The 13,048-nt window shown below is 44.3% G+C and carries 16 protein-coding genes and 1 pseudogene; 8 read left to right on the plus strand and 9 right to left on the minus strand.

All coding sequences use genetic code 11. The annotated features are described in order from the left end of the window. Nucleotides 1-5 precede the first annotated feature (5 nt). The gene (locus N5P32_RS14320) at nt 6-422 is read left to right on the plus strand and encodes a response regulator (RefSeq protein WP_265729710.1); all 417 of its coding nucleotides are present in this window, start codon (nt 6-8) and stop codon (nt 420-422) included. Continuing rightward, nucleotides 388-657, plus strand: a complete 270-nt coding sequence (locus N5P32_RS14325; protein ID WP_265729711.1) for a response regulator transcription factor — start codon at nt 388-390, stop codon at nt 655-657. Before N5P32_RS14320 ends, N5P32_RS14325 begins: the two co-directional genes overlap by 35 nt. 1 nt (nt 658) lies before the next feature. Here the strand turns inward: N5P32_RS14325 and yidD are convergent, their stop codons facing one another. Beyond that, nucleotides 659-946: a membrane protein insertion efficiency factor YidD gene (gene yidD / locus N5P32_RS14330; protein WP_409371110.1), complete on the minus strand. Its 288-nt coding sequence runs from the start codon at nt 944-946 to the stop codon at nt 659-661. Nucleotides 947-1,011: 65 nt separating this feature from the next. On the opposite strand from yidD, the gene N5P32_RS14335 reads away from it, so the two are divergent. Genes N5P32_RS14335 through N5P32_RS14345 form a run of 3 tightly spaced genes read left to right on the plus strand, consistent with a single transcriptional unit; the run spans nt 1,012 to nt 4,819 of the window. Next, a complete protein-coding gene (locus N5P32_RS14335) occupies nt 1,012-1,884 on the plus strand; it encodes a prephenate dehydratase (protein ID WP_265729713.1) in 873 nt (290 codons plus the stop codon). Next, nucleotides 1,881-3,899: a TonB-dependent receptor plug domain-containing protein gene (locus N5P32_RS14340; protein ID WP_265729714.1), complete on the plus strand. Its 2,019-nt coding sequence runs from the start codon at nt 1,881-1,883 to the stop codon at nt 3,897-3,899. The genes N5P32_RS14335 and N5P32_RS14340 overlap by 4 nt, the downstream gene beginning before the upstream one ends. Nucleotides 3,900-3,934: 35 nt before the next feature. Further along, nucleotides 3,935-4,819 (plus strand): hypothetical protein, encoded by an 885-nt coding sequence (locus N5P32_RS14345; RefSeq protein WP_265729715.1) that lies wholly within the window; start codon nt 3,935-3,937, stop codon nt 4,817-4,819. On the opposite strand, the gene N5P32_RS14350 is transcribed toward N5P32_RS14345, so the two are convergent. Further along, nucleotides 4,737-5,582, minus strand: a complete 846-nt coding sequence (locus N5P32_RS14350; RefSeq protein WP_265729716.1) for an alpha/beta fold hydrolase — start codon at nt 5,580-5,582, stop codon at nt 4,737-4,739. The genes N5P32_RS14345 and N5P32_RS14350 overlap by 83 nt on opposite strands. Nucleotides 5,583-5,666: 84 nt before the next feature. Here N5P32_RS14350 and N5P32_RS14355 point away from each other — a divergent pair, with 84 nt between their 5' ends. Beyond that, complete coding sequence (locus N5P32_RS14355; protein ID WP_265729717.1) at nt 5,667-6,284, plus strand: CDP-alcohol phosphatidyltransferase family protein; 618 nt, start codon at nt 5,667-5,669, stop codon at nt 6,282-6,284. A gap of 7 nt (nt 6,285-6,291) precedes the next feature. On the opposite strand, the gene yfaE is transcribed toward N5P32_RS14355, so the two are convergent. The 4 genes from yfaE to N5P32_RS14375 form a co-directional block, all read right to left on the minus strand. Next, complete coding sequence (gene yfaE, locus N5P32_RS14360; protein WP_265729718.1) at nt 6,292-6,588, minus strand: class I ribonucleotide reductase maintenance protein YfaE; 297 nt, start codon at nt 6,586-6,588, stop codon at nt 6,292-6,294. Continuing rightward, a complete protein-coding gene (gene nrdB / locus N5P32_RS14365; RefSeq protein WP_265729719.1) occupies nt 6,572-7,705 on the minus strand; it encodes a class Ia ribonucleoside-diphosphate reductase subunit beta in 1,134 nt (377 codons plus the stop codon). Before nrdB ends, yfaE begins: the two co-directional genes overlap by 17 nt. A 144-nt stretch (nt 7,706-7,849) precedes the next feature. Then, on the minus strand, nt 7,850-10,114 hold the full coding sequence (gene nrdA, locus N5P32_RS14370; protein ID WP_265729720.1) for a class 1a ribonucleoside-diphosphate reductase subunit alpha: 2,265 nt from the start codon (nt 10,112-10,114) through the stop codon (nt 7,850-7,852). Between the two features lie 300 nt (nt 10,115-10,414). Further along, the gene (locus N5P32_RS14375) at nt 10,415-11,137 is read right to left on the minus strand and encodes a heparan-alpha-glucosaminide N-acetyltransferase (protein WP_265729721.1); all 723 of its coding nucleotides are present in this window, start codon (nt 11,135-11,137) and stop codon (nt 10,415-10,417) included. Between the two features lie 20 nt (nt 11,138-11,157). Here N5P32_RS14375 and N5P32_RS14380 point away from each other — a divergent pair, with 20 nt between their 5' ends. Both N5P32_RS14380 and N5P32_RS14385 read left to right on the plus strand, forming a co-directional pair. Next, nucleotides 11,158-11,577, plus strand: coding sequence for an alpha-ketoglutarate-dependent dioxygenase AlkB family protein (locus N5P32_RS14380; RefSeq protein ID WP_265729722.1), 420 nt, complete (start codon nt 11,158-11,160; stop codon nt 11,575-11,577). A 13-nt stretch (nt 11,578-11,590) separates the two neighbouring features. Continuing rightward, a complete protein-coding gene (locus N5P32_RS14385) occupies nt 11,591-11,719 on the plus strand; it encodes an alpha-ketoglutarate-dependent dioxygenase AlkB (RefSeq protein WP_265729723.1) in 129 nt (42 codons plus the stop codon). A gap of 39 nt (nt 11,720-11,758) precedes the next feature. Here N5P32_RS14385 and N5P32_RS18075 read toward each other — a convergent pair whose 3' ends face one another. The 3 genes and pseudogenes from N5P32_RS18075 to coq7 form a co-directional block, all read right to left on the minus strand. Next, complete coding sequence (locus N5P32_RS18075) at nt 11,759-12,103, minus strand: pyridoxal 5'-phosphate synthase (RefSeq protein WP_322783876.1); 345 nt, start codon at nt 12,101-12,103, stop codon at nt 11,759-11,761. Between the two features lie 5 nt (nt 12,104-12,108). Beyond that, nucleotides 12,109-12,399 (minus strand): annotated as a pseudogene (locus N5P32_RS18080) (pyridoxamine 5'-phosphate oxidase family protein); the annotation flags it as partial. A gap of 2 nt (nt 12,400-12,401) precedes the next feature. After that, nucleotides 12,402-13,034: a 2-polyprenyl-3-methyl-6-methoxy-1,4-benzoquinone monooxygenase gene (gene coq7, locus N5P32_RS14395; protein WP_265729724.1), complete on the minus strand. Its 633-nt coding sequence runs from the start codon at nt 13,032-13,034 to the stop codon at nt 12,402-12,404. Between the last annotated feature and the right edge of the window lie 14 nt (nt 13,035-13,048).

Genomic DNA, 13,048 nt, shown 5'->3' on the forward strand with positions numbered 1-13,048 from the left:
AGGCAGTGATTTCACTTGTTATCGCGGATGATCATCCTCTGTTCCGTAGTGCGCTTAGCGGCGCATTACGGGCTGAAATACAGGGAATTGCCATAGTCGAATCCCATGATTTGGATTCGACTTTGCAGTGTTTAGGGCACTTGGAAGATCTTGATTTGCTCTTGCTGGATTTGAACATGCCTGGCAGTGGTGATCTTTATGGTTTGATTCGGATTCGTAAAGACTTTCCAGATGTGCCAGTGGCAGTCATTTCGGGCAGTGAAGACAGCGAGATGGTGGCCAAGGTTATTGATGCTGGTGCGCTGGGTTTTATTCCCAAAACCAGTGAGCCTGCGACCTACGTTCAAGCCATTCACGCTATTTTGGCTGGGGATATTTGGCTACCTGATGATCTTCAGTCAGTTGGTCGCAGACCATCCTAAGCCAGACCTTTCTATGCAAAATAAAGTCGCCGAATTAACGCCTCAACAATATAAGGTGTTGTGCTATTTGCATGAAGGTTTGCTGAATAAGCAAATTGCGTATGAGCTGTCTATTTCTGAGGCCACGGTCAAAGCACATATCACCGCTATCTTTCGCAAACTTGGAATTAACAATAGAACGCAGGCCGTGTTAGTTGCGAGTGATTTGAAATTACAAATGACCGCAGCTTCTTAGTCTAATGATGTGGATCTTGTGTTTTGTCTTGTGTGCATGAACAAGGTGGAACTGGATCCATTCCGCCTTCGTGCCATGGGTGGCATTTCAACAACCTTTTCCCCCCTAAATACACCCCTTTAACAATGCCAAATCGTTCGATTGCTTGGATCATGTAGTGGGAACAGCTAGGGTAAAAACGACAATTGTTTCCCAGTAATGGGCTGAGTAAATATTGATAGCCTTTTACGAGCAAAATGAACGCTTTTTTCATGATTTCTTGTCTGTTTGACGTGCAGGTTAGTGTCATTTTTATGTAAATAATGACGCCTATTTGTTAATGTTAGCGAAATATACCACAGAAACGATGCCACTATGCCAGATCAACACTTAACTCTTGATGCAATGCAGGTCGTTGCTTACCAAGGTGAACCGGGTGCGTATTCGCATCTTGCTTGTAAACACACTTTTCCTGACTGGAGCAGTGTTCATTGCGCCACCTTTGCCGATGCTTTGCATATGGTTGAACGGGGCGATGCTTATTACGCGATGATTCCTGTGGAAAATTCAACGGCGGGACGTGTAGAAGAAATTTACAGAGAATTAAAACGAACTCAGTTGTATGTGGTAAAAGAGCATTTTGAGCCCGTTAACCATTGTTTGATCGCCAGGCATTCTATGGGCTTGGAACAGATTACTCGAATCGGTAGCCATCCTCAGGCACTGGCGCAATGCGATAATAATATCAAAGCGCTGGGGGCGAAAAGTCAGGCCATGTATGACACGGCCGGAGCTGCAAAGCACATTGCTGAGTTTGATGAACCTGGTTTGGCGGTTATTTCGTCAGAATTGGCGGCCGAACTTTATGGGTTAAAGGTACTGAAAACGTATTTTAATGACTCTGTGGGGAATACAACTCGATTTTTGGTGTTTGCTCGCCAACAAAAGATGCCTGTTCTTGAAGAAGGCAGCGTTTATATTACGTCTTTTATGTTCCGTGTTCGCAATATTCCGGCCGCTTTGTATAAGGCAATGGGCGGTTTTGCGACGCAGGGAATAAATATGCTTAAGTTAGAAAGTTACATGGTGAATGGGAATTTCACTGCGACGCAGTTTTATGTTGACGTGGAGGCGCATTTTCAATCAGCGGCGATGCAATCGGCACTGGAAGAATTGCGTTTTTTTTCGGAAGAAGTACGAATATTAGGGACTTATTTGGCTGATGGGTACAGGTTGAAGTCTCTATGATGCGTTGGGTTTGTTTGGTGTTCTCTGTGTCGTTTAGTTCGGTTGTGTTGGCTGAATTAGACAGCTTGTCTTCGTTTACAGGGGCAGAGTTGGACACTTACGATGGTTTTTTTGACAGTATTCCGATGGTGGTTACACCGTCTAAGATTGCTCAGCCAAGGGTAGATGTGTCTTCTACCTTGTCGGTTTTGGATGGGGAGTTTATCCGTCGGTTGAATATGCAGTATGTCGAAGATTTACTGCAGTTTGTCCCTGGTTTTGCGGTGTTTCCTTATAAAGCGTCCAGTCAAAAAATTGTTTCTTACCATGGTACGCAATTAGAAGAGTATCGTCGTATTCAAGTGTTAGTGAATGGCCGTTCGGTTTACAGTGCTGGTAAAGCGCGTGTTGAATGGACATCTTTGCCTTTGAATATTGAAGATGTGGCGAGGGTTGAAGTCAATCGAGGCCCCAATGCCGCCAGTTATGGTATCAACTCCTTTTTTGCGGTGGTGAATATTATCACTCGATCCCCGTTAGAAACCTTAGGAGACAGTATCTCGGCATATTCTGGTTCTCGTGGTGATTATCGGTTGTATGGTCAGCACAGTGGCTTGAATGGCGATTGGAGTTATCGTGCATCTGCGTCTACCAATAATGTGCACGGCTTTGATACCGATGTGGATGGGGATGATCGCCATGACGGACATGGTTCCACTATGGGGAACGTTTTTATTCAGAGAGAAACGTACAACAGTTTTTTTGATTTGGACATCGGTGCGAGTCATTTAAAGGCCAATACAGACCCAGAGGTTTATCACACCGAATACCCTTCTTACGATATAAATGATCCAGTACAAGAAACGGATCGTGAGCATATTAAGCTGAGTTACAGTAAGCAGGTTTCGTCCGATCATGAAATAAAGGTCCAGTACTATTACGATCAGTCTGAGCAAAACGAGCATCATGAGGCCTTACTCTCAAAAGAGTTCTACTACTATTTCTTTAAGGGGGTTAGTTCAGGTGATGTATATAAGTCGTATGATGTGGATTTAGTCGAAACGCGACAAGACATAGAAGTCCAAAGTACTTGGGAAGCTTCAAAAGATTTGCGTGTGATCTCAGCACTTGGGTATCGTTTGGACGAAGCGGAGTCTGAGCATTACTTTTCCGGTGAGGTCAGTGATGAAATATTTCGTATTTCTTCTAACATTGAGTATCGGATGGGGGACAGTTGGGTATTAAACACGGGAGCGATGTTAGAGCATACCCAAATGGGAGGAACCTTTCTATCACCGAAACTGGGCCTGACTTACAAGTTATCAGAGAGAGAGTCTATTCGCTTTAACGCATCAAAGGCGGTGCGTACGCCGGATTTGTCCGACCAGTTTTTTAAATGGCACTATGTTTTATCTTCTGGCGAAAGTTCCTATACAACTTATGCTGATGAAGGCGAAAGTGAAGAAAAAATCACGTCTTATGAAATGGGCTATTATCATTATTGGCCAACTCAGGGCTTGTCATTGGATGTTAAGTTGTACCGTGACGATGTTAGCGACATGGTGTTAAGTCAAAAGTATTTTTTCTTTGATGGAGACTTATCCTTTGGCGTTGATGGCGCGTTAGAAGAGGGTGTGACTGAAGATGCGATTATCACTGGAGCGGAACTTGAATTAGATTGGCGTTTTCGTTCTGGCGCAATGACACGTTTCACCTATGCTTATCAAGATACCCAAACTGAGAATAAACGGTTATTGGATTCAACGTCTCCTGTGATGACGTCGTTTTTCGCAAGTCTACCATTAACAGAGCAATGGTTTATTAATGGCTATTATTGGTATGGTGAGGCGTTAAACAGCCGAGACTATGAGTTTCTGAATGCGTGGGTATCTTGTAAATTATCGTTGGGCGGCTACTCCAAAGCGACAATGGGGTTGGGAGTGGAAACACGTTTGGATGGTAATGCTTTGGTAAATAGGCACAATAACTTGGATGAAGACACGTTTTACTATGTCTTCTCCAATATCACTTTCTAATTTGGACTAATGGAAGCGTGAAAAGGATTTTTTCGATGGTTCTGCTGTTGGTTGCAATGAATGCACCTGCGGCGATTTATGTGGTACACAATACTGAAGAAAGCTCGGTACGATCTCTAACGTTCCAGCTTTCTAAATTGTTGCCCATGGATACCGTGATTGCTCCTGTTCGTCAGTCGGTCTTTTTACAAAACGTTGCATCATTAAAAGAAAGCGATCTGGTCGTAACTATCGGGGACGAAAGCTTTCGCCAAGTCTGTTCGGTGACATCAAAAGGCGCCGTGGTTGCGGTGTTTATCGGTAAAGAAGAATATCTTAATATTCAGTCGCAATGTGATGTGCCTAATAGCGCCGTGTTCTCTGGCGCCCCCATAGAAAAGCGTTTGTCATTGTTAGAGGGGGTTTGGTTTGACCGTAAGCCTTTGGCAGTACTGTACAGTGATAACCTTTTAATTGATCAGCAAGACATGGAAACACAAGCGGCCATGCACGGATTCGAGTTCCGTTTTCTAAAAACGGATGTGGATCGTTTGTCGGTTTTAAAGGCGGTGAACTTTATTTTGGAAGGTTCTACCATGATTTTTTCATTGGTTGATACCGAGCTTTATAAAGAGGGTAATGCGCAAGATATCTTGAAGCTGCTGTTCCATAAGCAGCAGGTGATGATAGGCCCTTCGTTTGCCTTTGTCCGAGCTGGCTCTCTGTTTGCCATCTATTCTGATAGTGACGTTAAGTTAGACGCGGTTGCAGGACACATTGTTTCTTGGTTGTCTGGTGAGGGGGTATTAGCCCCTGCCTACCCAAACAAGCTCAGAGTAAGTTTTAACCCTTATCTCATTAAGTCACATGGTATTGTATTGCCTTCTTCATCCTACCTAAAAGACAAATATGGCCTTTGTTCCGACGCGCAATGTGACTGATTATTGTAAAAAACGTCTCGACTAAACCGGTAAATGGTACTGGTTTTTCAGCATGCAGCCAGTGACCTGTTCCCGGGATGATTTTGACGCTTGCTTGTTTAAAGATACTCAGAATAGCGTCTTGGTAGTCGGTGATGATGTAGTCCGAATGCTCGCCTTTAATAAACAGTGTCGGAATATTGATGGTCGCTTTAATGATTGGCTTTTTTAAAATGGTTTCGTAGCTTTCAGCAATGTTGTTTACAGACAGGGCAAGCGCATAACCTTGGTCTGATCTTACTAAGTTTTTCAATAAAAACTGTCGAACGGGAACGCTGCTTTCATAGTCAGATAGTATGCTATCGGCTTCTTTTCTGGAATGTAATACTGTCTGTTCTAGTTTGCTTAAGCCCGCCAAGATGTCTGTGTGGCTTGCCGAATAATCAACTGGCGCAATGTCGGCCACGACCAGTTTTGTTATTTGTTCTGCCGTAGCCATCGCGGCCATTTGCATGGCCACTTTTCCGCCCATGGAATGGCCAAGCAAGTAGTAGGTATCGATACCTTGTTCAGTTGCCCAATCAAGAATCGCTTGCGCCATTTTAGGGTAGGTGGCGTCAGGCATGCTGTCTGATCGCCCATGGTTGGGAAGGTCTACGCAGTAAACTGTAAAATGTTCGGCCAAGCTTTGGGCAATAGAATGCCAGTTGTCGGCATTACCGAATAAACCATGAATAACAATAAGATTTGGTCCAGATGAACCATATTGTTTTGCGTGAATCATATAAACCTTAGCGTTCAAAAAGAGTATTGTTTGTATTGTAACAAGTCTTTGAAACTTTCGTCTTTATAGAATTGGGTTGTTTAAATGTTAGATACATTTTTTATTAAGAGTCTAAAGCAGCCACTGCGTTTGACGGCAATAGCGATAGATAAATTGGGTGTAAAGGCCAATTGGATTACGCTGTTTGGCTTCGTGGTTGGCATGATGGTAATACCCGCGCTGTACTTTGGTGACATGTCGTTGGCGTTGGCGTTGGTGGTCATCAACCGGCTAATGGACGGGTTAGATGGTGCGGTTGCTAGAGTGCAAGGGCCCACCGACTTAGGGGGGTATTTGGACATTACCTTGGATTTTATTTTCTATTCGGCGGTCATCTTTGGTTTTGCTTTAATGGATCCGGCCGAGAATGCGTTGGCAGCCAGCTTTTTGATTTTTGCATTTATGGGAACGGGGAGCAGCTTTTTGGCATTCGCTATCATGGCTGAAAAGCGGAATATTGAGCGCTTGGAGTATGGTCGTAAATCTCTGTATTTCTTAGGCGGTTTAACGGAAGGGACGGAAACGATTGTCTTTTTACTGTTGATTTGTGCCTTTCCATATGGCTTTTCAATATTGGCGTATGTATTTGCTGCGATGTGCTGGATAACAACGGCAACACGAATTTACGCGGGTTACCGTACGTTAGGCGGCGATGTTCGTTAATCGAGGGTCAGTCGAAAAAGGCGATTTCAATGTCGCTTTTTACGATGGCGCAGCAGGCTAATAAATAGCCGCTTTGCACCCAAGCAAGTGGCTCAAACGGATAACTGACGTTTCCCCATAAAAGCTTGATAGAACAAGAAGAGCAGTAACCTTCACGACACTGATATTCGACGTGAATACCCGCTTGTTCAAGTTGTACTAACAAAGGTTCATCTTCTGTCACCAGAATTTGTTTTTTACCTAATAGTACGCGGTGTACTTGCTCTGCTTTATCGCTTGTAGCGGTTTTAGAGATCGAAGTCATCGAAGTCTGAATCGTCTAAGCTGTTGTCTGTTTGGCCAACCAGATAGGAGCTGATTTCGGCTTCTTGTGGTGCTACTTGAACGTTATCACTGACCAACCAAGCGTTGATCCAAGGGATTGGGTTGTGCTTAGTGGCAAAGTGAGCGTCAAGGCCAACGGTTTGCATGCGAACATTTGTAATGTATTCCACATACTGGCCTAGAATTTGAGCGTTAAGACCAATCATGGAGCCGTCTTTAAACAAATACGTCGCCCATTCTTTTTCCTGCTCAGCCGCTTCAATGAAGATCTGACGTACTTCATCTTGGCATTCTGCTGCGATGATTGCCATTTCTGGGTCGTCTTTTCCTGAGGCCATCAGGTTTAGCATGTGTTGTGTGCCAGTTAGATGTAATGCTTCATCGCGAGCAATCAATTTAATGATTTTTGCGTTACCTTCCATCAGTGTGCGCTCTGCAAAGGCAAAACTACAAGCAAAGCTGACGTAGAAGCGAATGGCTTCCAATACGTTAACAGAGGCGATGGTGAGATAAAGGGCTTTCTTTAGCTTAGGCATTGATATTTCGATGCTGCCTTTGCCCGGAATGTCGAACGTACCCATGCCCATGGTGTTGTAGATGTTTACCATTTCAATCAGACGATCGTAGTAGATTGAGACGCTGTCTGCGCGCTTGGTGATTTCTTCGTTCGTCACAATGTCATCAAAGATCTTAGTCGGATCGTTCACAATGTTACGAATAATATGCGTATAAGAGCGGCTGTGAATGGTTTCACTGAAAGACCAGGTTTCGATCCATGTTTCTAATTCAGGAAGCGATACGATGGGCAAAAGCGCAACGTTTGGAGATCGACCTTGAACACTGTCCAATAGGGTCTGGTACTTCAAGTTGCTAAGAAAAATGTGTTGCTCATGGGCTTCTAGGCGTTGAAAGTCTTTGCGGTCGGTTGAAAGATCTACTTCTTCAGGACGCCAGAAGAACGACAATTGCTTTTCTATGAGTTTTTCGAAGATGGGATGCTTTTGCTGATCATAGCGAGCAACGTTGACATTTTCACCAAAGAACATTGGTTCTTTTGTACTATCGAACTGTTTGCGGTTAAAAGTCGAGTAACTCATGTCTCAGGATATTCCTCAAAAGCGAAAGGCATGATTAATCGTATAAACATGCCTTAGTTATTAATAGATATTGTATTCGTTAAAGCAATCAACATCACAAAGCCTCATCGTCATGAGGCTTTGTAGTATCTCACTGGGAGAAGGTTAGATCTTGCAAGCACCGCCTGCGCAATCGTCCATGTCTTCCTGCTTATCATCCGCGCCATCACGTGTGTTGTGATAGTAAAGTGTTTTTACACCCAATTTGTAAGCGGTAAGTAGATCTTTCAAAATCACCTTCATAGGGACTTTTTGAGACTCAAACTTGCTTGGGTCATAGTTGGTGTTTGCAGAGATCGCTTGGTCTACGAATTTCTGCATAATACCAACAAGTTGCAAATAGCCATCGTTGGATGGGATGGTCCAAAGCAATTCATAGCTGTCTTTCAGGCGTTCAAACTCAGGCACAACCTGTTTCAGAATGCCGTCTTTACTGGCTTTCACAGACACGAAACCACGAGGTGGCTCGATGCCGTTGGTGGCGTTACTGATTTGCGATGACGTTTCAGAAGGCATCAATGCGGTCAGTGTTGAGTTGCGCAGACCATGAGTCACGATCTCTGAACGCAATGCTTCCCAATCGTAGTAAAGCTCTGGAGAAACCACATTATCGATTTCTTTCTTGTAAGAGTCGATTGGCAAAACGCCTTTGGAATAAGTCGTTTCGTTAAATGCTAAACATGGGCCAAACTCTTTCGCCAATTTGTTCGATGCTTTCAATAGGAAGTATTGAATGGCTTCAAAGGTTTTGTGCGTCAGTTCGTTGGCTGAACCGTCAGAATACTTAACACCGTTTTTCGCTAAGTAATACGCATAGTTAATCACGCCAACGCCCAATGTACGACGAAGTTCTGTTGCGCGTTGAGCGGCGGCAATAGGGTAGTTCTGATAATCCAATAAGCTGTCCAAGGCGCGCACGATAAGCTCTGCTAGCTCTTCAAGCTCGTCTAGGTTTTCAAGAGCGCCAAGGTTGAATGCCGACAAGGTGCATAGTGCGATTTCGCCTTCTTTGTCATCGATGCTGTTTAATGGTTTAGTGGGAAGCGCAATTTCCAAGCACAAATTACTTTGTTTTACTGGTGCAACTTGTGGGTCAAATGGGCTATGTGTATTACAGTGATCCACATTTTGTAGATAAATACGACCCGTGCTTGCACGCTCTGAAGCAAACAGAGTGAACAATTCAGTTGCTTTGATCGTTTGCTTGCGGATAGAAGGATCTTGTTCATACATGGTGTACAGGCGATCAAATTCTTCTTGGTCAGCAAAGAAGGCATCGTACAAGCCTGGTACGTCTGATGGACTGAACAACGTAATGTTGCCACCCTTGATCAAACGCTGGTACATCAAACGGTTAAACTGCACGCCATAATCTAAATGACGAACGCGGTTTTCTTCTACGCCTCGGTTATTCTTAAGAACCAACAAGCTTTCAACTTCAAGGTGCCAAATTGGGTAGAAAACCGTTGCTGCGCCACCACGAACACCACCTTGTGAACAGCTTTTTACCGCTGTTTGGAAGTGTTTGTAGAAAGGGATGCAACCTGTGTGGAAGGCTTCGCCACCACGAATCGGGCTGCCTAACGCACGAATAGCGCCGGCGTTTACACCAATACCAGCACGTTGGCTGACGTATTTAACGATTGCGCTGGAGGTGGCGTTGATCGAGTCTAATGAGTCACCGCATTCAATCAATACACAGCTACTGAACTGACGAGTCGGTGTACGAATGCCAGACATGATCGGAGTAGGCAGTGAAATTTTGAATTTAGAAACGGCATCATAGAAACGACGGATTAGGTTCAGACGTTCTTTTTTGTCGTAACCTGCAAACAGGCAAGCCGCTACTAAGATGTAGATAAACTGAGGGCTTTCGTAAATGTCGCCCGTCACTCGGTTTTGTACTAAATATTTGCCTTCGAGCTGTTTTACCGCAGCGTATGAAAAATCCATATCACGAGAGTGATCGATAAACGTGTTCAATTCGTTGAAATCTTCTTCTGTATAGTCTTCAAGAAGATGAGCGTCATAACGTTTTTGTTCAACGAGATTTTTTACGTGCTGATACAGGTGTGGTGGCTCAAAGTCGCCAAAGGCTTTTTTGCGCAAGTGAAAAATAGCCAGACGAGCAGCAAGATATTGATAATCTGGTGTGTTTTCAGAAATTAAATCCGCAGCAGACTTGATTAAAGTTTCGTGAATGTCGGTTGTGCGGATGCCTTCGAAGAATTGGATTCGTGCTTTTAATTCAACTTGGGAAACAGAGACATTGTCTAACCCTTCAGCAGCCCATGCGATGACTTTGTGAATCTTTTCTAGGTTGATGTTTTCGGTCGTCCCGTTACGCTTAGTAACTGTGAGAGTGCTCATGCCTTAACTTCCCATTAGTGCATTGTAAAAAAGAGGTGATTTACTCTATGTAGTGTGTGTTTTTTAACTAACACACTACATGTAGTGTTTTGTCGGTGATCTGTAACGAACAATAGTGCTCATTAAGGTGAAAATCAAGGCTTGAAAAAAACTCGAAAATGAGAATTAAATAATAGCTAAGTGGTCACTTACTTTACTTGCCTGAAAAAGCGTAAAGTCAGCAATTGGCAAGGCCATAAATGCTATTTTTATCTATTTTTTGATGAAAAAAACTAACCTAGACGAACGCACGAAAAGTGATCAGAAAAAATGACTGAGCACCATTTTGAACGTGGCAACCAGTGCAAATAAGACCAGCTGGTGAAGCAGATATATTGGCAGTGCGTAACGGCCCATAAAAGCCAAAACATGTGTGCCAAAAAAGTTTGGTACAGGAAACTTATGCCAATTCAAATACCCCAATAAAGGGCCCATCAACACAACGCCAATCCACGGAAAAGGGAAGACGATGTCTAACGTCCTTTGAGGGAGTGAAATATATTGAGTCATGGTTGAGAACGCGTTTGGAAAAGACAGCCAAGTGGTGAAGTGGTAAATCAAGACAATAACAGCGCCTATGAGAGCCGATGAAATAGGCCATTTACAAAAGGGTCTTATCATCAACGAGGCAATAAAAATAAAGTGGAGTATGCCAAAATAAATCCATTGGTCGGGAACGGCGAGATAGGTCGCCAAAGAAATAACACCAGCCGATACAAACAGCTTGATATCACGCTTCCAAAAAGAGGGAGATTTGGCTTTATTCAACACTAAATAGGTAGACCAACCAATGGCCGTTAGGAACAATGTCAGAATGACACTTCGGAAAGACACCCAAAATGGGTCGTAAATGGAAAATGACATAAAGCCAAAGTTCCGTAAATCCCAGCAAAAGTGGAATATCATCATCAATAGAACTGCAGAGCCTCGATAAACATCGAGAAATAGGCTGCGTTTGCTTGGTTCGTTGGAGATTGACTGCATTGAAATCCAAAGGAAATAGTGTGATTAAAGCTCGGCCATCATACCGATACTCATTTTCTAGCTCAAGTCTGCCGCCTCTTATGTTGTCGCTAAAGGCTTTACTCCCCTGGGAAAGAGAAACATTGCCCATGTTTGGTCGAGATATTGCCGTCCCGAGAAAGGTGGCTTTTGTCGCGGATAAAGGTGTGTGTTACCGCTACTCTGGAAAAGATCATGATGGTGTTGGGTGGCCTGAGTGGTTATTGCCGATAAAAGAGGAGGCGGAGCGTGTTGCTCAGCAGGCGTTTAATTCTGTGTTGCTCAATTGGTATCAAGATGGTGAAGACTATATGGGATGGCACGCGGACAATGAAAAAGTGTTGGGGCCAGCGCCCGTTGTCGCCATGCTGAGTCTGGGAGTAAGTCGCCCTTTTTCTGTTTCGTTTGAAAACGAACCATAAAATTAAGCATAGTGTGGAGTTAGAGCACGGCAGTTGGTTGGTGATGTCAGCGTCTACTCAGGTATTGTGGCAGCATGCTTTGCCAAAAAGAAAAGCGATTAAAGAGGAGCGAATAAGCCTGACTTTTCGGCTCCTGCTTTAGATGCTTGTTAAGCATGGCCCGCGGTTAACTGATTTAAGATTAAGGGGCTTTGCGGGATCTCACCCAGCTGTTGTTTTCTTGTGTGAAACAGATGCGGTCATGTAGGCGGCTTGGACGACCTTGCCAAAACTCAATGAAACGCGGTTTGAGAATGTAGCCGCCCCAATTGCTTGGGCAAGGTACTTCTTGGTTGTCAAATGCCTGCTCTTCTTTTTGGAAGGCTTGCTGTAGCTCATCGCGACTGGCAATGACGGCACTTTGTTTTGACGTTCTGGCGGCCAGCTGACTGCCTCGTGGACGCGTTGCGAAATACGCTTCTGAAACGCCACGTGATACTTTTTCAATGGTGCCTTCAATGCGAACTTGGCGAGGAGAGCGGGCCAAAAGAAGGTCATGCTGGCTTTGTTGTTCTGTGCTAATTGTTGGCCTTTTTCACTGTCGTAATTAGTGAAAAAAGAAAAGCCAGCGTCGTTACGTTGCTTTAACAACACCACGCGAGAATGAGGCCATCCATCGCTTCCAACGGTGCTTAGAATCATCGCGGTTGGGTCATCAGGGCACGATTCAATGGCTTTTTCTAGCCAGTTGTCAAACAAGGGAAGCGGGTCGTTGCCTGCATGCTCTTCTAGAAGATCATCGAATTGGTAGTCGCGGCGAATGGATTGAAGGTCTCTGTTCATGATTATATCCGATACGTTGAAGTGGTCATGACTTTGGATATTTGGGTCATGATGGCCATAATGGGTTTTGGAAATTCATATCCGCCAGCATCGAGTGCCATGGCTTTGTGTTTGGCTTCATCAATGTGCATTTGCGATAAGACAGCCTTGCTCTTTTCATCTTCTACGGGCAAGGTCGCCATGTGCTTCTGTAAGTGCAGGCAGACTTGGTCTTCGGTGGCTGCCACAAAGCCCAAACTAAGTTTATCGCTAATGAGACCTGCGCCTGCACCAATCAGAAAAGACGCTCCATAGAACAGAGGGTTCAACATACTGGGTTTACTACCAAGGTCATAAAGGCGCTGCTCACACCACACAAGGTGATCAATTTCTTCGTCGGCGGCGTGTTCCATTTCTTCACGAACAGCGGGCAGTTTCGCTGTGGTGGCTTGCCCTGCGTAAAGAGCTTGGGCACACACTTCTCCCGTATGGTTGATGCGCATAAGGCCAGAAGAATGACGACGTTCTTGTGTTGTTAAGTTCGCTTCTTCAAATGCAACAGCAGGAGACGGGCGTGATGCGTTGGCAGCATGGGGCACTAACGTTTGTAACGCGCGATCAAACTGTAATACAGCTTTGTCTAGAAAAGAGATCATTGTGGTTCCTCTTG

Origin of the sequence: Marinomonas pontica (assembly GCF_026191375.1) — a bacterium.
Classification (GTDB): domain Bacteria; phylum Pseudomonadota; class Gammaproteobacteria; order Pseudomonadales; family Marinomonadaceae; genus Marinomonas; species Marinomonas pontica.

What these genes read in the sequence shown, in the direction of transcription:
- N5P32_RS14325 (WP_265729711.1), top strand. Translation starts at nt 388, where the DNA reads ATGATCTTCAGTCAGTTGGTCGCAGACCATCCTAAGCCAGACCTTTCT.
- yidD (WP_409371110.1), bottom strand. Translation starts at nt 946, where the DNA reads ATGACACTAACCTGCACGTCAAACAGACAAGAAATCATGAAAAAAGCG.
- N5P32_RS14335 (WP_265729713.1), top strand. Translation starts at nt 1,012, where the DNA reads ATGCCAGATCAACACTTAACTCTTGATGCAATGCAGGTCGTTGCTTAC.
- N5P32_RS14340 (WP_265729714.1), top strand. Translation starts at nt 1,881, where the DNA reads ATGATGCGTTGGGTTTGTTTGGTGTTCTCTGTGTCGTTTAGTTCGGTT.
- N5P32_RS14345 (WP_265729715.1), top strand. Translation starts at nt 3,935, where the DNA reads ATGGTTCTGCTGTTGGTTGCAATGAATGCACCTGCGGCGATTTATGTG.
- N5P32_RS14350 (WP_265729716.1), bottom strand. Translation starts at nt 5,582, where the DNA reads ATGATTCACGCAAAACAATATGGTTCATCTGGACCAAATCTTATTGTT.
- N5P32_RS14355 (WP_265729717.1), top strand. Translation starts at nt 5,667, where the DNA reads ATGTTAGATACATTTTTTATTAAGAGTCTAAAGCAGCCACTGCGTTTG.
- yfaE (WP_265729718.1), bottom strand. Translation starts at nt 6,588, where the DNA reads ATGACTTCGATCTCTAAAACCGCTACAAGCGATAAAGCAGAGCAAGTA.
- nrdB (WP_265729719.1), bottom strand. Translation starts at nt 7,705, where the DNA reads ATGAGTTACTCGACTTTTAACCGCAAACAGTTCGATAGTACAAAAGAA.
- nrdA (WP_265729720.1), bottom strand. Translation starts at nt 10,114, where the DNA reads ATGAGCACTCTCACAGTTACTAAGCGTAACGGGACGACCGAAAACATC.
- N5P32_RS14375 (WP_265729721.1), bottom strand. Translation starts at nt 11,137, where the DNA reads ATGCAGTCAATCTCCAACGAACCAAGCAAACGCAGCCTATTTCTCGAT.
- coq7 (WP_265729724.1), bottom strand. Translation starts at nt 13,034, where the DNA reads ATGATCTCTTTTCTAGACAAAGCTGTATTACAGTTTGATCGCGCGTTA.